The organism is Telluria sp. RT2P19, assembly GCF_059685725.1.
Genome location: NZ_JCASIL010000009.1, coordinates 16,095 through 40,616, shown reverse-complemented (window position 1 = coordinate 40,616; position 24,522 = coordinate 16,095). Strand labels below are relative to the sequence as shown.

The 24,522-nt window shown below is 66.2% G+C and carries 23 protein-coding genes; 11 read left to right on the top strand and 12 right to left on the bottom strand.

Annotated elements, in window-relative coordinates; genetic code table 11:
* Positions 1-135 precede the first annotated feature (135 nt).
* From nadB to AC56KW_RS12800, 4 genes are all read left to right on the top strand, one after another.
* Entirely contained in the window at positions 136-1,764 is a 1,629-nt protein-coding gene (gene nadB / locus AC56KW_RS12815; RefSeq protein ID WP_497171119.1) for an L-aspartate oxidase, read from the top strand.
* Between the two features lie 3 nt (positions 1,765-1,767).
* Positions 1,768-2,673, top strand: a complete 906-nt coding sequence (locus AC56KW_RS12810) for a DMT family transporter (RefSeq protein WP_497171118.1) — start codon at positions 1,768-1,770, stop codon at positions 2,671-2,673.
* A 93-nt stretch (positions 2,674-2,766) separates the two neighbouring features.
* Positions 2,767-3,663, top strand: coding sequence for an NAD-dependent protein deacetylase (locus AC56KW_RS12805; protein ID WP_497171117.1), 897 nt, complete (start codon positions 2,767-2,769; stop codon positions 3,661-3,663).
* Positions 3,660-4,694 carry an alpha/beta fold hydrolase gene (locus AC56KW_RS12800; protein WP_497171116.1) on the top strand — a complete coding sequence of 345 codons (1,035 nt, stop codon included), beginning with the start codon at positions 3,660-3,662 and terminating at the stop codon, positions 4,692-4,694. Before AC56KW_RS12805 ends, AC56KW_RS12800 begins: the two co-directional genes overlap by 4 nt.
* A 2-nt stretch (positions 4,695-4,696) precedes the next feature.
* On the opposite strand, the gene AC56KW_RS12795 is transcribed toward AC56KW_RS12800, so the two are convergent.
* From AC56KW_RS12795 to queE, 9 genes are all read right to left on the bottom strand, one after another.
* Positions 4,697-5,017, bottom strand: a complete 321-nt coding sequence (locus AC56KW_RS12795) for a hypothetical protein (RefSeq protein ID WP_497171115.1) — start codon at positions 5,015-5,017, stop codon at positions 4,697-4,699.
* A 35-nt stretch (positions 5,018-5,052) separates the two neighbouring features.
* The gene (nadC, locus tag AC56KW_RS12790) at positions 5,053-5,916 is read right to left on the bottom strand and encodes a carboxylating nicotinate-nucleotide diphosphorylase (RefSeq protein WP_497171114.1); all 864 of its coding nucleotides are present in this window, start codon (positions 5,914-5,916) and stop codon (positions 5,053-5,055) included.
* Positions 5,913-7,052 carry a quinolinate synthase NadA gene (nadA, locus tag AC56KW_RS12785; protein WP_497171113.1) on the bottom strand — a complete coding sequence of 380 codons (1,140 nt, stop codon included), beginning with the start codon at positions 7,050-7,052 and terminating at the stop codon, positions 5,913-5,915. The genes nadC and nadA overlap by 4 nt, the downstream gene beginning before the upstream one ends.
* A gap of 61 nt (positions 7,053-7,113) precedes the next feature.
* Positions 7,114-8,712, bottom strand: a complete 1,599-nt coding sequence (locus AC56KW_RS12780) for an ABC-F family ATPase (protein WP_497171112.1) — start codon at positions 8,710-8,712, stop codon at positions 7,114-7,116.
* Between the two features lie 93 nt (positions 8,713-8,805).
* Positions 8,806-9,723: a muramoyltetrapeptide carboxypeptidase gene (gene ldcA, locus AC56KW_RS12775; RefSeq protein WP_497171111.1), complete on the bottom strand. Its 918-nt coding sequence runs from the start codon at positions 9,721-9,723 to the stop codon at positions 8,806-8,808.
* The gene (locus AC56KW_RS12770) at positions 9,720-10,649 is read right to left on the bottom strand and encodes an alpha/beta fold hydrolase (protein WP_497171110.1); all 930 of its coding nucleotides are present in this window, start codon (positions 10,647-10,649) and stop codon (positions 9,720-9,722) included. The genes ldcA and AC56KW_RS12770 overlap by 4 nt, the downstream gene beginning before the upstream one ends.
* A 229-nt stretch (positions 10,650-10,878) precedes the next feature.
* Entirely contained in the window at positions 10,879-11,385 is a 507-nt protein-coding gene (gene tadA / locus AC56KW_RS12765) for a tRNA adenosine(34) deaminase TadA (protein ID WP_497171109.1), read from the bottom strand.
* Entirely contained in the window at positions 11,382-11,825 is a 444-nt protein-coding gene (gene queD, locus AC56KW_RS12760; protein ID WP_497171108.1) for a 6-carboxytetrahydropterin synthase QueD, read from the bottom strand. The genes tadA and queD overlap by 4 nt, the downstream gene beginning before the upstream one ends.
* A gap of 18 nt (positions 11,826-11,843) precedes the next feature.
* Positions 11,844-12,479, bottom strand: a complete 636-nt coding sequence (gene queE, locus AC56KW_RS12755) for a 7-carboxy-7-deazaguanine synthase (RefSeq protein WP_497171107.1) — start codon at positions 12,477-12,479, stop codon at positions 11,844-11,846.
* Between the two features lie 332 nt (positions 12,480-12,811).
* Here queE and AC56KW_RS12750 point away from each other — a divergent pair, with 332 nt between their 5' ends.
* Entirely contained in the window at positions 12,812-13,801 is a 990-nt protein-coding gene (locus AC56KW_RS12750; protein WP_497171106.1) for a sensor domain-containing diguanylate cyclase, read from the top strand.
* Positions 13,802-13,888: 87 nt separating this feature from the next.
* Complete coding sequence (locus tag AC56KW_RS12745) at positions 13,889-16,756, top strand: M16 family metallopeptidase (RefSeq protein WP_497171105.1); 2,868 nt, start codon at positions 13,889-13,891, stop codon at positions 16,754-16,756.
* A gap of 236 nt (positions 16,757-16,992) precedes the next feature.
* Here the strand turns inward: AC56KW_RS12745 and AC56KW_RS12740 are convergent, their stop codons facing one another.
* The 3 genes from AC56KW_RS12740 to AC56KW_RS12730 form a co-directional block, all read right to left on the bottom strand.
* Positions 16,993-19,095, bottom strand: a complete 2,103-nt coding sequence (locus tag AC56KW_RS12740; protein ID WP_497171104.1) for a hypothetical protein — start codon at positions 19,093-19,095, stop codon at positions 16,993-16,995.
* Between the two features lie 249 nt (positions 19,096-19,344).
* The gene (locus AC56KW_RS12735) at positions 19,345-19,608 is read right to left on the bottom strand and encodes a hypothetical protein (protein ID WP_497171103.1); all 264 of its coding nucleotides are present in this window, start codon (positions 19,606-19,608) and stop codon (positions 19,345-19,347) included.
* Between the two features lie 9 nt (positions 19,609-19,617).
* Complete coding sequence (locus AC56KW_RS12730) at positions 19,618-20,406, bottom strand: DNA/RNA non-specific endonuclease (protein WP_497171102.1); 789 nt, start codon at positions 20,404-20,406, stop codon at positions 19,618-19,620.
* A gap of 224 nt (positions 20,407-20,630) precedes the next feature.
* Between AC56KW_RS12730 and AC56KW_RS12725 the strand changes: the two genes are divergently transcribed.
* The 5 genes from AC56KW_RS12725 (at position 20,631) to AC56KW_RS12705 (ending at position 24,420) form a co-directional block, all read left to right on the top strand.
* Positions 20,631-20,981: a hypothetical protein gene (locus AC56KW_RS12725; RefSeq protein ID WP_497171101.1), complete on the top strand. Its 351-nt coding sequence runs from the start codon at positions 20,631-20,633 to the stop codon at positions 20,979-20,981.
* A 90-nt stretch (positions 20,982-21,071) separates the two neighbouring features.
* On the top strand, positions 21,072-21,347 hold the full coding sequence (locus AC56KW_RS12720) for a DUF5985 family protein (RefSeq protein WP_497171100.1): 276 nt from the start codon (positions 21,072-21,074) through the stop codon (positions 21,345-21,347).
* A gap of 4 nt (positions 21,348-21,351) precedes the next feature.
* Positions 21,352-21,621, top strand: a complete 270-nt coding sequence (locus AC56KW_RS12715) for a DUF5985 family protein (RefSeq protein WP_497171099.1) — start codon at positions 21,352-21,354, stop codon at positions 21,619-21,621.
* A 93-nt stretch (positions 21,622-21,714) separates the two neighbouring features.
* Positions 21,715-21,975, top strand: coding sequence for a hypothetical protein (locus AC56KW_RS12710; RefSeq protein WP_497171098.1), 261 nt, complete (start codon positions 21,715-21,717; stop codon positions 21,973-21,975).
* Positions 21,976-22,074: 99 nt separating this feature from the next.
* Positions 22,075-24,420 carry a hybrid sensor histidine kinase/response regulator gene (locus tag AC56KW_RS12705; protein WP_497171097.1) on the top strand — a complete coding sequence of 782 codons (2,346 nt, stop codon included), beginning with the start codon at positions 22,075-22,077 and terminating at the stop codon, positions 24,418-24,420.
* The last annotated feature ends 102 nt before the right edge of the window (positions 24,421-24,522 follow it).

Genomic DNA, 24,522 nt, shown 5'->3' with positions numbered 1-24,522 from the left:
CGCCTTCGGCCCGCTTTCGGTGCGCGGCCGTACCGTGGCGGCCAACGCGTCTGCGCTGGAAGCGACCTTTCCCCGACCTGACGTCAAGACCACAAATCGCTTATAGTGATGCCTCTTTACAAATATGACATTGCCATGAAATTTGACGTCGCGATCGTCGGCAGCGGCCTGGCCGGACTGTCCGTTGCCCTGCACCTGGCCCAGACCCGCAAGGTCGCCATCATCTCGAAGCGCGCACTGCTCGATGGGGCAAGCAGCTGGGCCCAGGGCGGCATCGCCGCCGTGCTCGATTCGGGCGACAGTCACGACCAGCATATCGATGACACGCTCGTCGCCGGCGCCGGCCTGTGCGACGAAGGCGCGACCCGCGCCATCGTCGAGGGAGGCCGCGCCGCCATCGAGTGGCTGATCGAACAGGGCGTGCCCTTCACCCGCGACCCCACGGCCGAACTGGGCTTCCACCTGACCCGCGAGGGCGGCCACAGCCAGCGCCGCATCATCCACGCCGCCGACGCCACCGGCCACGCGGTGCAGGTCACGCTGGAACAGAAGGTGCGCGCGCATCCGAACATCGCGCTGTTCGAGCAACACGTGGCGATCGACGTCATCACCTCCGACAAACTGGGCCCCACCGGGGTGCACTCGGGCGCGCCCGCGCTGGTCGGCCAGCCGCGCTGCTACGGCCTGTATGTGCAGGACATCGAGAGCGGCAAGGTGCTGACCTTCGAGGCCGAGCATACCGTGCTGGCCACCGGCGGCGCCGGCAAGGTCTACCTGTACACGACCAATCCCGATACCGCCACCGGCGACGGCATCGCCATGGCCTGGCGCGCCGGCTGCCGGGTGTCGAACATGGAATTCATCCAGTTCCACCCGACCTGCCTGTACCACCCGTATGCGAAATCGTTCCTGATCACCGAGGCGATCCGCGGCGAAGGCGGCTTGCTCAAGCTGCCGCAGGAAGCCGGGCCGCTGGCCGGCACCCGCTTCATGCCGGCCCACGACGAACGCGGCGAACTGGCCCCGCGCGATGTCGTCGCCCGCGCCATCGACTTCGAGATGAAGAAACGCGGCCTGGATCACATGGACCTCGACATCAGCCACCAGGACCCGGAGTTCCTCAAGGAGCACTTCCCGACCATTTATGCGCGCTGCCTCGAACTGGGCATCGACATCACGCGCGCGCCGATCCCGGTGGTGCCGGCCGTGCACTTCACGTGCGGCGGCGTGGTGACCGACCTGGCCGGGCGTACCGATATACCGGGGCTGTACGCGGTGGGCGAGACCGCCTGCACCGGCCTGCACGGCGCCAACCGCCTGGCCAGCAATTCGCTGCTGGAATGCGTGGTGGTGGGCCGCGCCTGCGCCGAACACATCCGGGCGAGCGGCCCGATCGAGAACCCGGCGCTGCCGGCCTGGGACGAGAGCCGGGTCACGAACGCGGACGAAGAAGTGGTCATCGCCCACAACTGGGACGAGCTGCGCCGCTTCATGTGGAACTATGTCGGCATCGTGCGCACCACCAAGCGCCTCGAGCGCGCCCAGCACCGCATCAAGCTGCTCAAGGAAGAAATCGACGAGTACTACCGCAACTTCCGCATCACGCCCGATCTGCTGGAACTGCGCAATCTGGTCGAGGTGGCGCACCTGATCGTCCAGAGCGCGCTGTCGCGCCACGAAAGCCGCGGCCTGCATTATTCGCGCGACTTCCCGGACACCTTGCCGAAGGCGCTGCCGAGCGTCCTGACGCCGCGCCGGCGCTGACCGATGTCGACGCCAGGCTACCGGCTGACCCCGGCCACCGCCCTGCTCCTGACCATTCCGCCCGTGCTGTGGGCTGGCAATGCCGTCGTCGGGCGCCTCGTGCGCGACGCGGTGCCGCCGATGACGCTCAACCTGATCCGCTGGTCGATCGCGCTGGCCGTGCTGCTGCCGCTGGGCCGCGCCGCGCTGCGCCCTGGCAGCGGCGTGCTGGCCAACTGGAAGCGCTACAGCATGCTCGGCCTGCTGGGCGTCGGCTTGTACAACTCGCTGCAATACCTGGCGCTGCAAAGCTCGTCGCCGATCAACGTGACCCTGGTCGCGTCGGGTGTACCGGTGTGGATGCTGCTGGTGGGGCGGCTGTTCTTCAAGGTACCGGTCAAGCGCAGGCAGATAGCGGGCGCGGTGCTGTCGATCGCCGGGGTGCTGGTCGTGATGTGCCGCGGCTCGCTGGCCGAGCTGGCGGCGCTGCGGCTGGTGGCGGGCGACCTGTACATGATCCTGGCGACCATCGCCTGGTCGTTCTACAGCTGGCTCCTGATGCAGCAAAAGGACGTGCCGGCGCTGCGCGCGGACTGGGCCGCCTTCTTGCTGGCCCAGGTCGGCTTCGGCGTGCTGTGGTCGGGCGCGCTGGCCGGCGGCGAGTGGGCGTTGAACGGTGTGCACATCGCCTGGAGCTGGCCGATCGCCGCCGCACTGCTGTACGTGGCGCTCGGGCCGGCCATCATCGCCATGCGTTGCTGGGGCGCGGGCGTGCAGCGCGCCGGTCCCAGCCTGGGTTCCTTCTTCATCAACCTGACCCCGCTGTTCACGGCGCTGTTGTCCTCCGCCTTCCTGGGCGAGGCGCCCCACCTGTACCATGTGGTGGCGTTCGGCATGATCGTCGGAGGAATCGCGGTCTCCGCCCGTTGAATGAACCGCTGATCGGGGGAATCGTGTGTCCTCGGCCGAATCGCTGATGTTACGATCCCATGCATGGGAGGCGCATTTTCAGGAGCAGGCAGCATGGCAGAAGGTTTCAACACCCACGACGGAGTCGACGCGCTGGCGTCGTTTCTCGAACGGCACCCGCGTACGCTGGTCCTGACCGGCGCCGGGCTGTCGACCGCCTCCGGCATCCCCGACTACCGCGACCGTGACGGCGCAAGGCGGGGCCGGCTGCCGATCCAGGGGCCCGAATTCCGGCGCGACCGCGCCACCCAGCGCCGCTACTGGGCGCGCAGCATGGTCGGCTGGCCGCTGCTGGCGCGCGCCGCGCCGAACGCGGGACACCGGGCCTTGGCCGCGCTCGAAGCCGGCGGCAGGCTTGGCTTCATCCTGACCCAGAACGTCGACGGCCTGCACCAGCAGGCCGGCAGCCACGCCCTGCTCGAATTGCACGGCAATATCCACCACGTGGCCTGCCTCGGCTGCGGCGCCCGCTTTCCGCGCGCCTTCGTGCAGACCCAGCTCGAGTTCGCCAATCCGGCCCTGCTGCAGGCGATGGCCGCGCCGCTGCCGGACGGCGATGCGGCGCTCGACCCGGACGCCGTCACCGGCGTCGAGATTCCCGCCTGCGTGCACTGCGGCGGCGTGCTGATGCCCGACGTCGTCTTCTTCGGCGATAACGTGCCGCCGGCGCGCACCGCCTGCGCGCTGGCCCAGATGGAATCGGCCGATGCGCTGCTGGTGGTCGGCTCTTCGCTGATGGTGTATTCGGGCTTTCGCTTCTGTCGGCTGGCCCAGGCCGCCGGCAAGCCGATCGCCGCGGTCAACCTGGGCCGCACCCGCGCCGACGACATGCTGGCGCTCAAGCTCGAAGCGTCGGCCGAACAGGTCCTGCCGCTGGTGGCGCAGTTGCTCGAGGCGTACCTGCCGGCGCCTTTACCTTCCGAGCTTATCGACCATAGGGGAACCTTGTGATCAGTACCTATCGTAAGCCACGCGCCACGCGGCGCCTGTCGACCGGCGCCGCCGTTGCCGGCCTTGGCCTGCTGGCTTCCTGGCTGTTCGTGCGCGCCAGGTCGCGCCGCGCCGAGCGCGAACATCCGCCCACCGGACGGTTCATGACGGTCGATGGCGTCAAGCTGCATTACCTCGAGCGCGGCCAGGGTCCCGCGCTGGTGCTGTTGCATGGGAACGGGGTCGACGCCACCGACTGGGAGCACAGCGGCCTGCTCGATGCCGCTGCCGAGCATTACCGCGTGATCGCCTTCGACCGTCCCGGTTTCGGTTACAGCGAGCGCCCGCGCAGCACGGTGTGGACGCCCGCCAGGCAGGCGCGCCTGCTGCATCACGCGCTGCAGGAATTGAACGTCGAGAGCGCCATCGTCGTGGGTCATTCCTGGGGCACGCTGGTGGCGCTCAGCCTCGGGCTGCAGGTGCCGGATTTCGTGCGCGGGCTGGTGCTGGTGTCCGGTTACTACTATCCGAGCGTGCGCCTGGACGTCATGGTCGGTGCGCCGCCCGCCCTGCCGCTGGTGGGCGACGCGCTGCGCTACACGGTGGCGCCGCTGGCCGGCCGGCTGATCTGGCCGGCCGCGATCGGACGCGCGTTCGCGCCGATGCCGGTGTCGGAAAGCTTCAGCAGGGTGTCGCCATGGATGGTGTTACGCCCGGCCCAGCTTCGGGCGAACGCCGCCGATGCCGGCCTGATGGTGCCGGCCACGATGTCGCTGGCGCGGCGCTATGGCCGCCTGAAGATGCCGGTGCAGATCCTGTCGGGCGCCCAGGATGGCGTCTGCGACTGTGCGCACAATGCCGAAAAGCTGCATGCGGCGCTGCGGCATAGCGAGCTCTCGGTGACGCCGGGCGTGGGCCATATGCTGCACTATGCCGAGCCGGGCAAGGTGCTGGGGGCGATCGATGCGATCGCCGCGCAGGTCGGGCAGCCGGCGCACTTGCCGGGCGCACGGGAGAACGCGATTGCCGCCGCCGCCGAGAGCGGCGTGTAGGATCAGCTATTGCCGAGCTTGATCGCCAGGCCCGCGACCAGGCTGGCCGCCATGCCGAGCGACAGCAGGCCATGCAGGCCGGTCGAACCGATCGAGGATTCGGCCGCCGCGTCGTCGCGCTTGAGCGCCATCGCGCGGCCCAGCACCACCGGGCGCAGGAAACCGCGGATGCCGACCAGCAGCATGCCGATGCCGAAGAACAGTTCGCCCTTCATGTCGTACATGATGCCGTCGAGTAGCTGGGGCACGCCCAGCAACAGGCCGAAACCGAGCCAGAACAGGCGAAAGCCGAGCGAACGTTTCAACTTGTCGGAAGTCGTCATGAATATCCTGTCAAAATAATGGTTCGTACCGAGGCTCAGACAATGCGCAGCGAATAATCGGTGGCGCGCACATCCTTGGTCAGGCTGCCGACCGAGATGCGGTCGACGCCGGTGCCGGCAATCGCACGCACGGTCTCCAGATTGATGCCGCCCGACGCCTCCAGCAGCGCGCGGCCGGCGTTCACCGTTACCGCCTCGCGCATGCGTGCCAGGTCGAAGTTGTCGAGCAGGACCGACTTGACGCCGGCGCCCAGGGCTTCCTCGAGCTGGGCGATGGTCTCGACCTCGATCTGCACCGGCGCACCCGAATTCAAACTGGCGGCCGCCTGCAGCGCGGCCGTCACGCCGCCGGCCGCCGCGATATGGTTTTCCTTGATCAGGATGCCGTCATAGAGCGCCATGCGCTGGTTCTTGCCGCCACCGACGCGCACCGCATATTTCTGCGCCAGCCGCAGGCCGGGCAAGGTCTTGCGGGTATCGAGGATCGCCGCATTGGTGCCGGCGATGACGTCGACGTAGCGCCGGGTGGCGCTGGCCACGCCCGACAGCAGCTGCATGAAGTTCAGCGCACCGCGTTCGGCGGTCAGCAGAGAACGCGGATTCGCCTGGATCGTACAGACGGCCGAATCGGGCGTCATCAGGTCGCCTTCGGCGTAGTGCCAGTCGACCTCGGTATCCTGGTCGACCGCCAGCATCAGGCCTTCGAACCACGGCGCGCCGCACAGCACGGCCGCCTCACGCACGATCACGCGCGCCGTGACGCGGGTGTCGCCGGGCACCAGCATGCCGGTGAGGTCGCCGGTGCCGACGTCTTCCAGCAGCGCGGCGAGGATGTTTTGCTCGAAGGCCGCCTGCAGTTTGTCGTCGAACTGGGCGTGGGGATTCTTAAGTGTCGTCATGCCGGTCCTACCCCCGAGAACATCGGGGCGTTGTTTTCCAGTTTGCCGCTTGGCAGCGCCTTGGCGCGCCTGGCGGCGGCGAAATCGAGCATGCGGTCGATCGAGCGCCTGGCCTGCAGGCCGACGGCGGGGTCGACGTGCACCTCATTGGCGCCGGATTCGAGCACCTCGGCCAGGTTGCGCAGGCCGTTCATCGCCATCCACGGGCAATGCGCGCAGCTCTTGCAGGTCGCGCTGTTGCCGGCGGTCGGCGCCTCGATGAAGGTCTTGCCGGGCGCGGCCAGCTTCATCTTGTGCAGGATACCGTTGTCGGTCGCGACGATGAAGTGGGTCGCGTCCATGGTCTGGGCCGCGTTGATCAGCTGGGTGGTCGAGCCGACCGCGTCGGCCAGGGCCACGACAGCGGCCGGCGACTCCGGGTGCACCAGCACCTTGGCGTTCGGGTATTCGGCTTTCAGCAAGTCGAGTTCGATGCCCTTGAATTCGTCGTGCACCAGGCAGGAGCCCTGCCACAGCAGCATGTCGGCGCCGGTCTTGGCCTGGATGTACGAACCCAGGTGGCGGTCGGGCGCCCACAGGATCTTCTTGCCCTGGGCGTGCAGCTCGGCCACGATGTCCAGGCCGATCGACGAAGTCACCATCCAGTCGGCGCGCGCCTTCACGGCGGCGCTGGTGTTGGCATACACCACCACCGTGCGGTCCGGATGCTGGTCGCAGAAGGCCGCGAACTCGTCGGCCGGGCAACCCAGGTCGAGCGAACAGGTCGCATCAAGGTCGGGCATCAGGATGGTTTTTTCGGGGCTCAGGATCTTGGCGGTCTCGCCCATGAAGCGCACGCCGGCCACCACCAGGGTCTGGGCCTTGTGGTCACGGCCGAAGCGCGCCATCTCGAGCGAGTCCGACACGCAGCCGCCCGTTTCCTCGGCCAGGTCTTGCAGGTCGGCGTCCACGTAGTAGTGGGCCACCAGCACGGCGCCCTTCTCCCTCAACAGGCGGCGGATGCGGTCCTTCAGCTCGGCGCGCTCGGCCATCTCGGGCGCGCTCGGCACTTTCGCCCAGGCCTGTGCGGTGCAGGCCAGGCCGGCCTGGGGCCGGTCGTATTCAAAGGTCTTGATAGGTACTGTTACGGCGTTCATGCTCGCGTGTCTCCTCGCGTCGGCGGGGTCGTGGCCCCGCCAATTCAACTCATTCGACGGATCAGTCGATGCCCTGGCTACGCAGGTATTCCTCGTAGCTGCCCTGGAAGTCGACGACGTCGTTCTCGCGGATCTCGATGACGCGGGTGGCCAGCGAAGACACGAACTCGCGGTCGTGCGAGACGAAAATCAGGGTGCCGGCGTACTTGTCGAGCGCGATATTGAGCGACTCGATCGACTCCATGTCCATGTGGTTGGTCGGCTCGTCGAGCAGCATCACGTTGTGGCGGCCCAGCATCAGCTTACCGTACATCATGCGGCCCTTTTCGCCACCCGACAGCACCTTGACCGACTTCTTGACCTCGTCGCCACCGAACAGCAGGCGGCCCAGGATCGAGCGCACGGCCTGGTCGTCGTCGCCTTCCTGGGTCCAGCGGCCCATCCAGTCGGTGAGCGTCTCGCCGCTGGCGAATTCCTCGGTCGGATCCTGCGGCATATAGCCGGGATTCGCGTTTTCGGCCCACTTCACGCGGCCGGTGTCCGGCTGCAGGCCGCACAGGTCGCCGCCGATCGCGCGCAGCAGCGTGGTCTTGCCGGCGCCGTTCGCGCCGATGATCGCGATGCGCTCGCCAGCCTCGACCATGATCGAGAAGTTCTTGAACAGCTGGCGGTCATAGGCCTTTGAGATGTTCTCGGCCTCCACCGCCAGGCGGTGCAGCTTCTTCTCGCCCTCGAAACGCACGAACGGATACGCGCGCGAGGACGGCTTGAACTCCTCGATCTTGATCTTGTCGATCTGCTTGGCGCGCGACGTCGCCTGGCGCGCCTTGGATTTGTTGGCCGAGAAGCGGCGCACGAAGTCCTGCAGCTCGGCGACTTTCTCCTTGGCCTTGGCGTTGTTCGCCAGCTGCTGGTTGCGCGCCTGGGTCGAGGCCAGCATGTAGTCGTCGTAGTTGCCCGGATATACCTTCAGGGTGCCGTAGTCCATGTCGGCCACGTGGGTGCACACCTGGTTCAGGAAGTGACGATCGTGGGAAATGATGATCATGGTGGAGTTACGCTCGTTGAGCATGTTCTCGAGCCAGCGGATCGTGTTGATGTCCAGGTTGTTGGTCGGTTCGTCGAGCAGCAGGATGTCCGGATTCGAGAACAGGGCCTGGGCCAGCAGCACGCGCAGCTTCCAGCCGGGCGCCACGGCGCTCATCGGGCCCTGGTGCAGGTCGGTGCCGATTTCGAGGCCCAGCAGCAGTTCGCCGGCGCGCGCCTCGGCCGAGTAGCCGTCGTATTCGGCGACCTTGCCTTCGAGTTCGGCGGCCTTCATGTAGTCGTCGTCGGTCGCTTCCGGGTTGGCGTAGATCGCATCGCGTTCGGCGATCGCATTCCACAGCTCGGTGTGACCCATCATGACGACGTCCAGCACGCGCACGTCTTCATACGCGAACTGGTCCTGGCGCAGCTTGCCGAGGCGCTCGCCCGGATCCAGGCTGACGTTGCCGGCGGACGGCTCGAGGTCGCCGCCCAGGATCTTCATGAAAGTCGACTTGCCGCAGCCGTTGGCGCCGATCAGGCCATAGCGGTTGCCTTCGCCAAATTTGACGGAAATGTTCTCGAACAGCGGCTTGGCGCCGAATTGCATCGTGATATTGGCTGTGGATAGCACTCTATTACCCCAAAAAGCATATTTGATTAACCGGCTATTTTACCATTGCCTGCCCCTGGCGGCGAACGGGGCGGGATTTTCGACAGCCGCGGCTCAGGCGCGGCGCAAGGTCGGATAGTCGGACAAGGTCAAGGTGAAGCCGTCGGCGTCGGACACCAGGTGTCCCTGGGCGCCGAACGGAATGGTGACGCGGTGGTCGATGTGGCCGAAGCTCAGGCCCGTCAGCACGGGCGCCGGCAAGGTATCGCGCAGATAGGCCAGCATGGCGTCGAAGTCGTAGCCGTTGTCGAGCGGCCCCAGGCGGTAGCCGGAGAAGTCGCCCAGCACCACGGCCTGTTGATGGTCCAGCACGCCGGCCTGCATCAGCTGCAGCAGCATGCGTTCCACCCGGTATGGGTGCTCGCCGATATCTTCCAGCCACAGGATGCCGTCGTCGATGCGCGGGAAATACGGCGTGCCGATCATCGAGGAGATCATGGCCAGGTTGCCGCCCCAGACGGTGCCGCGCAGGTCCAGCAGCGGATTGCCTGCCGCCCGCTCGGTGATCGTATGGGTGGGACCCGTCAGGCAGGACCAGAAATCGTCGATCGTGAACGCGACCTGGTCGATGGCGCCGAAGTCGCCCGCCACCATCGGCCCGGCATAGCTCAGGCCGCCCGACTTCGCCATCAGGCCCATGTGCAGCGCCGTGATGTCCGAAAAACCAACCACGATCTTGCCGCTGGCGGCGATCGCCCCGAAATCGATGCCTGGAAGCAGCCGGCTCAGGCCGTAGCCGCCGCGCAGCGCGATGACGAGGTGGATGTCCGGATCGGCGATCGCGGCATGCAGATGTTCCAGGCGCGCGGCATCGGTCCCGCCGAAGCGCTGGTGGGTGCAGCTGTGATCATAGTAATTGCGCACCAGAAAGCCCTGCTCCTCGAAGCGCGCAATGGCGCGCTCGAGCGCCGAGGGGTCGGAAATACAGCCGGCGGGCGCCACGATGGCAATGCCGAGACGGGAGGTGATCACTGTTTGACGAAGAGCCGGGGTGTTGAATTTGGCAACATCTTACCCCGCGCATGGGAGTCGATCAAGGCAAGGATGCGCTCGACCAGCTGCGGTGGCAGGTCGTGGCCCATCCCCTCGATGATTTCCAGCCGCGCACCCGCGATATGCGCGGCGATATCGTGCCCGCAGGCGGGGGGCAGGAGCGGGTCGGCGGCGCCATGGATGACGAGGGTCTGCGCCGTGATCGTGGACAGGAGCGCGCTGCGGTCCCCCGCGGCAATAAGCGCCAGCATCTGGCGCGCACTGCCGCTGGGGCAATAGCAACGGCGCATGGACCGAGTAATGCGCTTGCGCAGTTGCTTCTCTGGCGTCGGATAGGACGGGCTGCCCAGTTCCTGCAGCAGGGTGACGGCGTGGTCGATGACGCTGTCGAGGTTGGCCGGATCGGCTGGGCGGCTGGCCAGCGCCTTGCGCACCCTGGCGCTTGGCCCGGGCAGGCCGCGCCGGCCGCTGGTAGCCATGATGGCGCTCAAGCTCCTCACCCTTTGCGGATGGCTCACGGCCAGGTGCTGGGCGATCAGGCCGCCCAGTGCCGAGACGCCCACCAGGTGGGCCCGGGCGACGCCCAGCGCCGACAGCACACCGAGGGCGTCGGCCGCCATGTCGTCGATACCGTAGGGAGGGCGCAGTGGCCAGCCGATGGCCGACTTGATACGCGCCAGCGCAAGGCTGGGTGTGCCGGCGTGGTCGAACCGGGTCGACAGCCCACTGTCGCGATGGTCGAAGCGAATGACGTAAAAGCCGAGCTCGACCAGGCCATCGACGAAGTCGTCCGGCCAATTGGTCAGTTGCATGCCGAGGCCGTGGATCAGGAGCAGCGGCGCGGCCTTCGGGTCACCCGCGGTGTCGAAAGCGATACGCAGTCCGTTGGCGTTGAGAGTGGGCATGACGACAAATTCGCGATGCGCAAGGCAGCGCAGGAAATCGTTCGAAAATCGGACCTGGGAAGAGAGTCGCGTTCATAGGCTGCACGGGCACATGCCCGCCACAGCACGGATCGAGCATACCACCTTCGCTGCCCCACGTCGCAGAGTAGAGCGCATTCGTGTGCAGTCCGTGATCGATCGCGGTGTCGCCTGCACGCGCTGGGGCTGGCGGCGCAGGCGGCCGTCGGGCTCAGGCGGCCGGCTTGCGCGCCGCGGCGCGGCGTTCGGCGAAGAACGCCCTGAGCAAGGTACTCGCGTCGCCCGCCAGCACCCCGCCCACGACCTGGGTGTGATGGTTCAGCTTCTGCTCGTCGAACAGGTTCACGACCGAGCCACAGGCGCCGGTCTTGGGGTCGGTAGCGGCATAGACGACCCTGGACAGGCGCGCGTGCATCATCGCGCCCGAGCACATGATGCAAGGCTCCAGCGTCACATACAGCTCACAGCCTGGCAACCGGTAATTGCCGAGTTTTTCAGCAGCGGCGCGCAAGGCCACGATCTCGGCGTGCGCGGTCGGGTCATGGCCGCTGATCGGCTGGTTGAAGCCCGTCGCGATGACCTCGCCATCCTTGACGACCACCGCGCCGACCGGCACCTCGCCGCGGTCCCAGGCCAGCTGCGCTTGCGCCAGGGCCAGCGCCATATATTCCTCGGCCTGCGGGTCGAGTGCGACGTCGGATGCTGGATCCGGCGTCATTCCGCGATCTCGGCCCAGCAGTTCGGGGTTTCGTGCAGCACGAGCTTGTGCAGCCGCAGGCCGGTGCCGTAGCGGTCGATGAAGACGGCCCTCAGGATGTCGAACGCCACCTTGGCAAGGTTTTCGACGGTCGGGATGCGGTCGATCACGACCGTCTTGTGGTCCGGCAGCGACGACAGGAAGGCCAGCACCTTGTCATCCTTCTCATATACCAGGAAAGCATGGTCCCACACGTCGACCAGGTGCTGTTTTGCCAGCGCCTTGACGTCCGAGAAATCCATGATCATGCCATTGTCGGAATTGCCATCGGAATCGATCACCTCTCCGGTCAGCGTAATCTCAAGGGTATAGCGGTGCCCATGCAGGTTGCGGCACTGGCTCTTGTGGTCGGGAATCCGGTGTCCGGCGTCGAATTCGAGCTTGCGGGTAATGGTCAACATTGCTGCGTGAGGATCTTGTTAAGGAATCTGAAGGAGTTTATGGGTCTGGAGGCTGAGCTTCCACTTCGGGTTGGCGCGGCAGGTCTCGATCGCCAGGCGGATGTTCTGGGCCGCCAGCGGGCCGTCCATTGCCTGCACATAGTAGTGCTCGAAGTCGAGCCCTTCGTAGGCGGCCAGGTCCTGTCCGGCCTGCGGAATGACGACCTTGATCTCGCTGCCCTTGTGCACCACCAGCGTGGAACCCATTTTGGGGCTGACACAGATCCAGTCCACGCCTTCCGGCACCGGCAGGGTGCCATTGGTCTCGATCGCGATGGTGAAGCCGCGCGCGTGCATGGCGTCGATCAGCGGGCGGTCGAGCTGGAGCAACGGTTCGCCGCCGGTGAACACGACATATTTGCTGGCCGGGTAGCTGGCCGGCCACAGGCTGTCGATCTCGGCCGCCAGCAGGTCGGCTTGCTTGAATTTGCCGCCACGCTCGCCGTCGGTGCCGACGAAATCGGTGTCGCAGAACTGGCAGACGGCGTTCAAGCGGTCGGCTTCACGACCGGTCCACAGGTTGCAGCCCGAAAAGCGGCAGAACACGGCCGGCCGCCCCGCGTGGGCGCCCTCGCCCTGCAAGGTATAGAAGATCTCTTTGATGCTGTAAGTCACGTTAAGCCTCTCGTCAACCTTCCATTATAGCGCGCCGGGCGCCGGGACGTCGACGGCGGCGGCTGTTCCACGCACGCCAGGGCAAGCACAAGGACGTGAAGCAAGATGATGTTTCTACCACCAGCGGGCGGTATGGCCCTACGGATGTTCGAATGACGGAAAAGCGCATAGCACGTGGGCGCCGCCCCGGCGGTGTGGAATTCCACCTCGCCAACGTCCTTGCTATAAATCAATAGCTTGAACCTGTGCAGGCAGCAGAATCGGTCCCTATCGGCAACTCACGGCTTGCCGCTACCGATACCGATACCGCAATCTGACGCAGAGGATGGCTCATGAGTTTACCAAGCACCGGCGCCGGCCCGACAGCCCTGGTCCAGGATGTGGCCTTCGTGGGACAGTTGATGGAAAGCCTGTCGGTGCCGGTGTTCGTGCTGGACACCGAGGCCCGCGTCACCATCTGGAACCGGGCCTGCGCCCAGCTGACCGGGGTGCCGGCGGCGCAAGTGCTCGGCACGGGCGACCACTGGCGCAGCTTCCATCAGCTCCAGCGGCCCACCCTGGCCGACATGGTGCTCAAGAGCCAGCGCGCGCCGCATCCAGCGCGACCGCGGGACCTGGCGGCGCAGTCCGCCGCCCGTGGCCCGCTCGCCCTGTCGATCGAAAGCTGGTGCGATATGCCGCGCGCCGGCCGCCGGCGCTACCTGGCGGCCGACGCCAGCCCGATCTTCAACGCCAGCGGCCAGTTGTCGGCGGTCGTCGAGACCCTGCGCGACCTGACCGATGAGAAAATGGCCCAGATCGCGCTCGAGCAACTGGCCACGCGCGATGGCCTGACCGGCCTGGCCAACCGGCGCTGCTTCGACGACACCCTGCAGGCGGAATGGACGCGCGCATTGCGCCAGATGCAGCCGCTGTCGCTCCTGATGGTCGACGTCGACAACTTCAAGGCCTATAACGATGCGCATGGACATATGGGCGGCGACGAGTGTCTCAAGCGGGTGGCGCGGGCCGTGGCCAGCGAGATGCGCGCCAACGACCTGGTGGCCCGCTACGGCGGCGAGGAATTCGCCGTCATCCTGCCCAATCAGTCGCTCAAGGGCGCGGCCATCGTGGCCGAGCGCATCCGCTGCCGGGTCGAGCAGTTGCGACTGCCGTGCCGCTTCGCCGCCGGCCACGTCACGGTATCGATCGGCGCCGCCACCGCCATCCCGGGGCCGGACAACCACGCGGGCCAGCTGGTGGCGATCGCCGACGCCGCCCTGTACCGGGCCAAGCACCTGGGCCGCAACCGCATCAGCCTGCCGATGACCGCAGCCGCGTAAAGACGCGCATGAGCTGTGCTTCGACGGCTGTTCTTTCCTTGTCGGATAGACTATCCTGCGCGATTGTCTATTTTTCAAGGAGACATCGTGTTCCAATCGACCCTGTCGCGTACCACGCTCGCGATCTTGATTTCCGGCGTGCTGCTGGCCGGTCCGGCCAGCGCGGCGCCAGGCGCCGCCCCGGCGCCCAAGGCGGCTTCGGCCGATGTCCTCCCGTTCAAGGCGACCGAGAAGCTGCTCCCCAACGGCCTGAAGGTGATCGTGGTGCCGACCGGTTTCCCGAACCTGGTCTCGGTCCACATCCCGGTGCAGACCGGATCGCGTAACGAGGTCGAGCCGGGCAAGTCGGGCTTCGCCCACTTCTTCGAGCACATGATGTTCCGCGGGACGCCGGCCTACCCGCCCGAGAAATACCAGGAGGTGATCACGAAGGCCGGCGCGCGCCAGAACGCGTACACCAGCGACGACCTCACCAACTACTACACCACCTTCGCCAAGGAGGACCTGGAGACGGTGCTGAAGGTCGAGGCCGATCGCTTCCAGCACCTGTCGTATCCGGTCGCGGCCTTCAAGACCGAGTCGCGCGCCGTGCTGGGCGAGTACAACAAGAACAGCGCGAACCCGATGTCGAAGCTGTTCGAGGTGCAGCGCGACGCCGCCTACACCACCCACACCTACAAGCACACCACGATGGGCTTCCTCAAGGATATCGAGGACATGCCCAACCAGTACGATTACTCGAAGGTCTTCTTCGACCGCTGGTACCGCCCCGAGAAGACCACCATCATCATCGCCGGCGACGTCGAACCGGCGACAGCGATCGCGATGGTCGAGAAATACTGGGCCGGCTGGAAGCGCGGCGCCTTCACATCGAACGTGCCGGTCGAGTCGGCGGCGCGCGGCGCCCGGTACCGCCACGTGGCATGGCAGACGCCGACGCTGCCGCTGGTGACGGTCGCCTACCGCGCCCCGAGCTTCGTCGCCCGGCAAAAGGAACAGGCGGCGCTGTCGATGGCGCTGTCGCTGTCGTTCGGCCGTACCTCGCCGCTGTACAAGCGCCTGGTGCAGGACGAGCAGAAGGTCGACCAGCTGTTCGATTTCACCCCGAACCGGGTCGATCCGACACTCGCCACCATTGGTGCGCGCGTGAAGAACCCGGCGGACGCCCTGATGGTGCGCGACGCTATCTTGCAGACGGTGGCCAGGCTGCGTGACGAACCGGTGAGCGAGCAGGAGCTGGAAGCGGCCAAGTCGGCCCAGAAGTATGGCCTGATCCGCTCCCTGGACAACACCGAGGCGATCGCCTCGACGCTGGCCTCGTACGTCCACTTCGAGCGCTCGTACGACACGCTCAATGCATATTATCGCGCGATCGACAGCTTGAGCCCGGCCGACCTGCAGGCCGCCGCACGCAAATACCTGGTCGACGACAGCATGGTGGTCACGACCTTGTCGCACGCCGCGCTGCCGAAGGGTATCGAGCAGTTGCCGAAGCTGGCGACGTTCGCGGCGCAGGCGAGCGACGCGAAGTTCGACGTGCTGGTGCAGAAATCGGCCCTGCCGCAGATTCGCTTCAAGCTGCTGTTCGCGGCCGGCTCGGCCCACGACCCGAAGGGCAAGGAAGGCCTGGCCGCCTTGAGCGCGGCGATGGTGGCGTCGGGCGGCTCGCGCGAGCGCAAGATCGACGAGGTGACCAAGGCGCTGTTCCCGCTGGCCGGCAGCCTCGCCGAGCAGACCGACAAGGAAATGACGACCTTCACCGGCACCATCCACAAGGACAACTGGGACCAGTTCCTCGGCATCGCCATGCCGCAGCTGGTGGATCCCGGCTTTCGCGAGGAAGACTTCCGGCGCCTGAAGGACGCCCAGCGTAATGCGCTGTTGCTGGACCTGAAGGACAATAACGAAGAAGAGTTCGGCAAGGAGCGGCTGCAAGCGAACGTCTTCGCCGGTACCGGCTACGGGCACCCGGTGCTGGGCACGGTGGCCGGCATCGACGCCATCACCCTCGACGACGTGAAAGCCTTCTACGCCCGGGCCTATACACGCGGCGCCGTGAAGGTAGGAATCTCGGGTGATGTGTCCGAGGCAATGACCGCCTCGCTCAAGGCCCGGCTGGCGCGGCTGCCCGAAGGCGCCGGCCTGCCGGCGACCAGCACACCGAGGGGCGCCATGCCGGACGGCCTGCAAGTCGACATCGTCGAGAAGAACACCCGCGCCACCGCGATCTCGTTGGGCCTGCCGCTCGAAGTCACGCGCGGGCATCCCGACTTCGCCGCCCTGTGGCTGGCCAAGACCTGGCTCGGCGAGCACCGCTCCTCGAGCGCCCACCTGTACCAGCGCATGCGCGAGGAACGCGGCATGAACTACGGCGACTATGCTTATATCGAGGCCTTCCCGCGCGGTATGTTCCAGTTCTTCCCGAACCCGAACCTGGCCCGCAAGGCGCAGCTGTTCGAAGTCTGGATCCGTCCGGTGGCGCCGCAGAACGGCCACTTCGCACTGCGCGTGGCCCTGCACGAGCTGGGCAAGATGGTCGACGGGGGCATTCCCCAGGCCGACTTCGAGACCACCCGCGATTACCTGCTGAAGAACGTGTTCGTCATGACTGCAACCCAGGACCAGCAGCTGGGCTACGCCCTCGATTCACAGTGGTATGGCACGCCGGAGTTCACGAGCATGATGCGCGACGCGCTGGCGAAGCTGCGCGTGGCCGACGTCAATGCCGCCATCAAGAAGCATTTGTCGGCCAGGAACCTGTCGGTGGTGATCATTACCAAGGATGCGGCAGGTCTGAAGCAGGCGCTGGTAAGCGATGCGTTCTCGCCGATCAAGTACGATGCCGACAAGCCCCAGGCCCTGCTGGATGAGGACAAGCGGATTGGCGAGATGAAGTTGAACATCAAGCCGGAGGCGGTCAGGATTACCCCGGCGGCAGAGGTGTTCGCCAAATGAGCTGGCTGGAAAACGTCGTCCCCGCCTGGGCGGGGCCCGGGTTTTCCAGCGCTGCAGCATTTCCATGGTGAGAGGTGCTGCGGGCTTGCCTCGGGCCCCCGCCTGCGCGGGACGACGTGCATGCTGCGACTTAGAGGTTCGAAGTCTGACGTTAAAAGTTCGTGGATCGCAGATCGACGTCATCGCAAACCCTGGAGTGCGAACTTATCGCAACTCCAGGAGTTCGCTTTAAGCGCTTATCGCATCATGCGATCCCAGCCGTGACGCACGGCCGATTTCATCTTCTCCCAGGTCGACTGATCCGCCGGATAACGGGTATCCCAATCGGTCCGCAGGTCGGTCTCGACATCGTTCCACGGACGGCCGCGGTACTTGTCGTTGAGCGCCATCTCGGAACCGTAGCTGTACGCCGGACGGTATTCGTCATATGCCTCGCCCGTCGCGCCATACACCGAGTTCCAGTGATTGCGATAGTAGGCATCGTCGTCGCCATCCGTCATGCGATCCCAGCCGCGACGCACGGCCGATTTCATCTTGTCCCAGGTCGAGGGACCGCCATCGCCCGGATAACGGCTGTCCCAATCGCTGCGCAGGTCGGTCTCGACCGCGTCCCAGCTACGGCCGCGGTACTGGTCGTTGCGCGCCATTTCCGAGCCGTAGGCATAGGCCGGACGGTATTCGTCGTACGAGCCGCCGGCGGCGCCGTAGGTGCTGTTCCAGTGGTTGCGGTAGTAGACATCATCGTCATTGTCGTCCGTCATGCGGTCCCAGCCATGACGCACGGCGTTCTTGACGCGGTCCCAAGCCGACGGCTCGCTGGTGTCGCTGCCGGTGGTGCTGAAGTCGCGGGTGCCGTCGATGCGGTTGTCCCAGCCGGTACGGAGCGAACCTTCGACATCGTCCCATGGCTTGTCGCGATACAGCTCGCTGCGGCGCATTTCGCTGCCGTACGAATAGGCCGGCTTCAGTTCCTCGAACCTGGTGCCGCTGGACGCGTAGGTGCTGTCGTAGTGGCTGCGATAGCCATCGTCGTCATCATCGCGGGTCATGCGTTCCCAGCCATGGCGGACGGCGGCCTTCACTTTTTCCCAGGCCGATGGCTCGCCGCCGGCGGCATGGCGGCTGTCCCAGTCGCTGCGCAGGTCGGTCTCGATATCGTCCCAGGCACGGTTGGTGTAGCGGCCGCTGCGGGCCGCTTCGCTGCCATAGCTGTAGGCCGGCTGGTAGTCGTCGTAGGACGCGCCCGTCGCGCCGTAGGTGGTGTTGAAATGCTGACGATAATAGCTGTCGTCGTCATCGTAGGCCGACGAGGACGAGCTGGCGCCGAGCCCGGTGGCCATCGGCGACGCGTCGGACTGGCCGCGCGAGAAGATGCGCACGCCGCTGCGCTGCTTGTCCAGGTTCGAGCCGCCGCCCGACAGCGAGCCTGCCTGGGTGTCGCGCTGCAGCGAATCGCTGCGGATCGAGCCTTCCAGCGCCGAACCCTGGATCGAGGAACCGCCGGCGGCTGCGCCGAGCGAGCTGCCGGCCAGCGGGCTGGCGCCGGCTGCCGGGGCGCTCGAGCCCTGGTTCGCGTCCTGGGCGGCGATGCGGTCGTTGTCCAGCTGCGCGCTGCCGGCCGACAGGCCGCCCTGCTGGCTGCTGTCGAGCGGCGAATTCTGGATCGGGTCGTCGCGCAGGGTCGAGCTTTGCAGCGAGGTGCCGCCGGTGGCGGTCAGGCCGCTATTGGCCAGCGGCTCCTGGTAGGTGCCGCCCACCGGACGGTCCTGGTTCAGGGAGCGCTGCTGGAACAGTTCGCGGTCGCCCGGATTGTCGAGCGTCGGTGTGGTCGATGCCTGGGCGTTGCCCAGCGGGCCCGATTGGGCCGACATCGACGCCGATTGCTGCATGCCGGCAGCGCTGCCCATGCGCATCGCGCCGGCGCTGATGCCGCCTGCCGCGAGGTCTGGGGTGTCGGTGGCATTCTCGTCGATGTCGGTTGGACCGTAGCGCTCGACGACATCGGCCGCGCGCTCGACTTCCGGCAGCGAATCGGCGACCACGGTCAACACGTGGTGGCCGCGGGTCACCGCGCCTTCGTAGCGGCTGACGTGTTCGGCGTTGTCCGAACCGAACAGGTCGCTGAAGAAGTTCTTGATACTGGCGGTGATGCCGGTATCGCCGTCGGCGCTGCGCTCGGTATCCAGGTCGGAACGGCCGCTCGGACTGTCGGTCTGTCCGGTCGGGTCGGCGTTGGACAGGCGGACATCAGTACGGGCGAAACCCGAAGACAGCAGTTCGTTCATCGCGTTCTGCGCATCGGTGCGGTTGTCGAACACCGCGACAAGAGTATGTTGCATGGTCGTTCCTCCGAAAGGTGGGGTACAGGCGCTGACGGCGATGTTGTCGCTCGATTGCGCTTTGTTGTCAAGATTACTCCAATACTGCTGGGGCACGCACACCATTGACCGTTGGAAAAATCTTGTCGGATGAGAACGACCTGAGTCGTGGGAGGCTCGCCTTACTGCTGTGTAGGCGCAGGATTGCAGGACAGCAAAAGGCCGGGCAAAAAGCCCGGCCGGGAAGGCTTCGGAACGGGCCGGTTGCGATCAGGCGAACGGATTGTCGATCGTCTTGATCTCGGGCGGCGGCAGTTCGTCCGGCAATTCGCGCGCCTCGAGCGCGGTCACGATCTCGCCCACCAGTGCGTGCAGGCGGCGCGCGCGCTCGAGGCCCGGCACGTCGGCGGTCAGGTCCACGTCGCCCGAGATCGTGATGCGGTCGACCCGGTTTTCCAGCATCAGGTCGCCGATGGTGACAACGTCGGCTTCATTGGCGAATGGCGTGAATGCGGCATTCTTCTTCTTGCTCATGATGGTCCTTTACGATCGGTTCTTGCGCTGCTTGATTTTCGGCAGGCGCAGCATGCGCTCCTTTGCCTTCGTCGACAGCGACGGCAGCAATTCGATGCCGACGATGCGCTCCAGTTCGGCCACCGGCACCACATTGATGGGCGCGTCGGCGCGGTTTTCGGTGAACCAGGCCGCGGCCAGCTTCTGGCGCGGACTGTACACCACCTTGTACAGGTGGGTCGGCACGATCACGTTGCCGACCTTCTTGAGACTGGCGCCCAGGAAGGCCGGGCCGGTGATGACATACAGCTCCCCTTCCTTGTTGGCCATGGTGCGCACGGCGTTCTCGATCGGGGCCCAGATGTGGCGGTTATGGTCGCGGTCTTGCGGCACCATATTGGCCAGCGAAAAGCTCTCGCGCTGGGTACGGCGGTCGGGCATGTTCGCATTGGGCGCCAGGTGGCCGCGGTCGAAGCCGCTGCGCGCATAATCCGACAGTTCGGCGCGCTGGCCGCGCGGCAGCCGCTGCTCGGCATGGAATTTGTCGTCGCGGTCCAGGCCCTTGGCGCGCTTGAGATTATCGGCGCGCACGTACTCGGCCGACCACAGCGGCGTGCGGGTCACGCCGGAATGCACGACCCCGAACACGCCGTAGCACAGCTCGCGGGTGGAGGCAGCCAGTTTCTGGTTGTGGATCTCGGGCGCCTGGCCGTCGAGGTAATGGACCGGGCAACTGGCGGCCTGGACCGCGCCCGAGGCAAACAGGGCGCCAGCGATGGCGTAACGGGCAAGGATCTTGCCCAGGGTAGAGCGAAGCATGATTGAAAGGCAATGATGAACAAAGCGGGCATTCTAGCTGAGCATGTGCTCCTGGGCATAATGGTTCATGGCGTGTGCGTGGAAGCGCGCGCGCACGATTGACTCGGCAGTTCCGTCTCGAATGATTTAAAATTGCCGTTTTCTCAATATGATTTTCCTTTTGGGAAACACGCACGCCACGAATGACCCACCCGCCGATCCCGGAGGATCTACGCCGTTTCGTCTTGACGAGCATCCCCTCCGTGCCCTTCCTGGAAGCCCTGCTGCTGCTGCGCGCCGATCCGAGCCAGCAGTGGGAGAGCGCCATGCTGGCCAGCCGGCTGTACATCCGCGAGCGGGTGGCCAGCCAGCTGCTGGCCGACTTGTGCACCGCGGGCATCGCCCGCCCCTGCGAGCCTCCGGCGGCGCACTGCCACCGCTACGCCCCCGTCAGCGACGCCTTGCGCGAACGGATCGATCGGCTGGCCGACCTGTACGCAAGACAGTTGGTCGACGTGACTCATCTGATCCATTCCAGCCTCGAGCGCCAGGCGCAGCAGTTTGCCGATGCCTTCCGCCTGAGGAAAGATGAGTGAGGATGTACGGGCAAGTACGTTCGACCTAATTTGTATGCAATAAACTCAACGCAACAAGCAGGCGCCAGACAACAATCATGTGCATACCTTTTGAAACGAAGTGATATGGGCGAAGTGATCTACACCCTCTGCATGCTGACCTCGCTGACCTGCGCCGTGCTGCTGTTCGCCAGCTACCGGCGCACGCGTCACCGCCTCCTGTTCTGGAGCGGAGCCTGCTTCGTGGGCATGACCTTGAATAATTTATTGCTCTTGCTGGACAAGGTCGTCTTCCCGACCCAGATCGACCTGCTGTCGTGGCGCCTCGCGAGCGCGCTGGTAGCCTGCCTGCTCTTGCTGTACGGCCTGATTTACGAAAAGGACTGAGGTGATGACCCATCTGCTGGCCGGCGCCATCGCCATGGCTTCTCTCATCATCGCCCTGTTCTTCTTGCGCTTCTGGCGCGCCAGCGGCGACCGCTTCTTCTTGTATTTCGCCTTGTCGTTCGCGATCGAGGGCCTGCACCGCGTGTACGCAGCGATGCGTGACGGCGGCGGCGAGGATTCGCCGCTGCACTACCTGATTCGCCTGCTCGCCTACGGCTTGATCCTGTGGGCGATCCTGGAGAAGAACTTGCCACGCAAGAGGCGCGAACCGTGAGTTTGGCGCACCCGGCGGCGGCGGCTTGCGTGCGCCCGCCACGAAGGCGCTGCGCCATAATTGGGTCATGTCAAACAGTCCATGGAGCTCAGCATGAACACTCCCGCTAATTCAGACCGCAAGCAAGGCGTCCCGGTTGCCGGCGCAGGCCAGGATAACCGTTCCGACAACCTGCTTCCGGGCGACGAGGGCGCCGAGGACGGCCGCTTCGACGTCGCCGAAGAAGTCAGCCTCGACCAGCACTCGGACGAAGCGCGCCGTATCGGCCAGGCCCCGTCGCAAGGCATCGCCGACGCGCTGCCCGAGTCGCTCAAGACGCCGGTGCCGTCGCAGCCGGTGCCGGACAAGTCCTGAGGCGCGAGGACTTTGCGCCGGCACGGCGCAACCGCGTTGACATGGCCCGCTGGGGCACTTAGATTGCCGACATCAATATATTGACGGGCCGCTATCATTTTGATCGACAACATACCGAACGGCAGTCACAGGAGCGTTCTCTTCATCTGCAAGCGGGCGATCGATGACCCGATCGTCAACCAGGTGTCGCGCGAGCTGCGCCAGGCCATCATCCGTGCGACCACGCCCGCCGATGGCCTGGCGCAGGCGCGCGGCGGCGATTTCGCCCTGATCCTGGTCGGCTACTCGGACGACGCCGAGGGGATGATCGAGACGATCCGCGCGGTGCGCGCCAATCCACGCTCGAGCCGCACGCCCATCGTCGCGATGGGCCTGCCGCAATCCCTGCCCTTCCCCCAGGAGCTGCTGTACGACGCGGGCGCGATCGCGGTGCTCACCGAACCGCTGTCGCCCACCATCCTGCGCGCCAAGGCGCGCTTCTACATCGACGCCTTCAACAGCCAGCTCGAACGGCACCGCGCCGAAGCGGAGCTCGAGCAGACCCGCTCGCGCCTGGAGCGCATCGTCGAAGCCGCCGAGCTTGGCATCTGGTCGTGGGACATCGATGCCGACCGGGTCGAGGCCGATGCCCGCATGGCGGCCCTGTTCGGCGTGCCCCGCGAGCGCCGCATGGATGCGCCGCTGGCCGCCTACCTGGCCGCCTTCCATCCGGACGACATCGAACCGACGATGGCCCTGATCAATGCCGCCATCGACGGCGAAGGCGCCTATTACGCCACCTACCGCGTCCGCGCCGCCGGCAATGGCTGGCGCTGGATGATCGCGCGCGGCCACATCGAATACGATGGCCACGGGGCGCCGCGCGAGGTGCATGGGGTGGTGATGGACGCCACCCGCCAGCGCGAGGCCGAACAGCTGCTGCACGCGACCGAGGAACGCTACCGCACCGTGTTCGACTCGATCGACGAGGGCCTGTGCGTGATCGACATGATCTATGACGGCGCGGGCAAACCCTGCGACTACCTGTTCATCGAGGCCAATCCCGCCTTCATCAAGCATACCGGCCTGGCCGACGCGGTCGGCAAGACGATGCGGCAACTGGTGCCCGCCCATGAACAGCACTGGTTCGACATCTACGGCAAGGTGGCCGAGACCGGCGAAGCCGTGCGCTTCGAAAACGAGGCGAAAGGCCTCGACCGCTGGTACGACGTGCACGCCACGCGCCTGGGCGCGCCCGAGAAGCGCCGCGTCGCCATACTCTTCACCGACATCACCGAGCGGCGCCGCTCCGAAGCGGCGCTGCGCATCATGGCCGCCGACCTGTCCGAGGCGAACCGCCTCAAGACCGAGTTCCTGGCCACGCTGGCCCACGAGCTGCGCAACCCGTTGGCCCCGATCCGCAGCGGCCTGCAGTTCATCCGGCGCTCACCTGGCGATCTCGACGCCGTGGGCAGGGTGCACGACATCATGGAGCGCCAGCTCGACCATCTGGTCAACCTGGTCGACGACCTGCTGGACGTGGCCCGCATCACGCGCGGCCAGGTCGAGCTGCGCTGCGAGCGGGTCGACCTGGCCACGATCCTGGCAGCGGCGGTGGAAACCAGCATGCCGCTGATCGAGGCGGCGCGCCATGGCTTCGACCTGCAGCTGCCCGACCAGGCCCTGGTGCTCGAGGCCGACCCGACCCGCCTGACCCAGGTGGTGAGCAACCTGCTCAATAATGCGGCGCGCTATACCCCCAAGGGCGGGCGCATCCGGCTTGCCGCCATGCGCGAAGGCGAGCAGGCGGTGGTGACGGTGTCCGACAACGGCATCGGGATCGCGCCCGAGGCGCTCGATGAGGTGTTTCGCATGTTTACCCAGGTCGGCCAGGCCCAGCAGCCGGGGTCAGGCGGCCTGGGCATCGGCCTGTCGCTGGTGCGCAGCCTGGTCGAGCTGCATGGCGGCAGCGTGAGCGCCGAGAGCGCCGGCACCAATGCCGGCAGCGTGTTCAGCGTGCGCCTGCCCCTCGCAAGTGCCGGCGCCCAGCCTGAGGTACCGCCGGCGGACGCTCCATCGGCGGACGCACCATCGGCGCGCGAGACGCCGATGCGCAACGTGCTGGTGGTCGACGACAACCGCGACGCGGCCGAGACCCTGGCGGCGCTGCTGAACATGATGGGCCACCAGGCGCCGGTCGCCAATGACGGCCGGCAGGCCCTGCGCATGCTGCCGAGCCTGATGCCCGACGTGGTGTTCCTGGACCTGGGCATGCCGGGGATGTCGGGCTACGAGGTGGCGGCCGCGATCCGGCAGGATCCGCGCCTGGCGGGTATCCGGCTGGTGGCCCTGACGGGATGGGGCGGCGAATCGGACCGTGCCAGGACGGCGGCGGCGGGGTTTGACGAGCACCTCACCAAGCCGGCGACGGTGGAGGCGATCGAGGATGTGCTGGGGCGAGTCTAGAACGAGCGGCCGCGGGGTGGGCGACGTCCCCTGTTCAAACAATACCTTCTGGTCAGGGGGCGATGTGAATTGAACGCGTGGACGGCGCAGCCGTCCACGCCA

Coding starts and splice junctions, on each gene's coding strand:
- AC56KW_RS12740 (WP_497171104.1), bottom strand. CDS start 19,095: ATGCAACATACTCTTGTCGCGGTGTTCGACAACCGCACCGATGCGCAG.
- nadB (WP_497171119.1), top strand. CDS start 136: ATGAAATTTGACGTCGCGATCGTCGGCAGCGGCCTGGCCGGACTGTCC.
- AC56KW_RS12770 (WP_497171110.1), bottom strand. CDS start 10,649: ATGCCCACTCTCAACGCCAACGGACTGCGTATCGCTTTCGACACCGCG.
- AC56KW_RS12730 (WP_497171102.1), bottom strand. CDS start 20,406: ATGCTTCGCTCTACCCTGGGCAAGATCCTTGCCCGTTACGCCATCGCT.
- AC56KW_RS12715 (WP_497171099.1), top strand. CDS start 21,352: ATGACCCATCTGCTGGCCGGCGCCATCGCCATGGCTTCTCTCATCATC.
- AC56KW_RS12805 (WP_497171117.1), top strand. CDS start 2,767: ATGGCAGAAGGTTTCAACACCCACGACGGAGTCGACGCGCTGGCGTCG.
- nadC (WP_497171114.1), bottom strand. CDS start 5,916: ATGACGACACTTAAGAATCCCCACGCCCAGTTCGACGACAAACTGCAG.
- nadA (WP_497171113.1), bottom strand. CDS start 7,052: ATGAACGCCGTAACAGTACCTATCAAGACCTTTGAATACGACCGGCCC.
- queD (WP_497171108.1), bottom strand. CDS start 11,825: ATGTTGACCATTACCCGCAAGCTCGAATTCGACGCCGGACACCGGATT.
- AC56KW_RS12735 (WP_497171103.1), bottom strand. CDS start 19,608: ATGAGCAAGAAGAAGAATGCCGCATTCACGCCATTCGCCAATGAAGCC.
- AC56KW_RS12710 (WP_497171098.1), top strand. CDS start 21,715: ATGAACACTCCCGCTAATTCAGACCGCAAGCAAGGCGTCCCGGTTGCC.
- AC56KW_RS12750 (WP_497171106.1), top strand. CDS start 12,812: ATGAGTTTACCAAGCACCGGCGCCGGCCCGACAGCCCTGGTCCAGGAT.
- AC56KW_RS12795 (WP_497171115.1), bottom strand. CDS start 5,017: ATGACGACTTCCGACAAGTTGAAACGTTCGCTCGGCTTTCGCCTGTTC.
- tadA (WP_497171109.1), bottom strand. CDS start 11,385: ATGACGCCGGATCCAGCATCCGACGTCGCACTCGACCCGCAGGCCGAG.
- AC56KW_RS12810 (WP_497171118.1), top strand. CDS start 1,768: ATGTCGACGCCAGGCTACCGGCTGACCCCGGCCACCGCCCTGCTCCTG.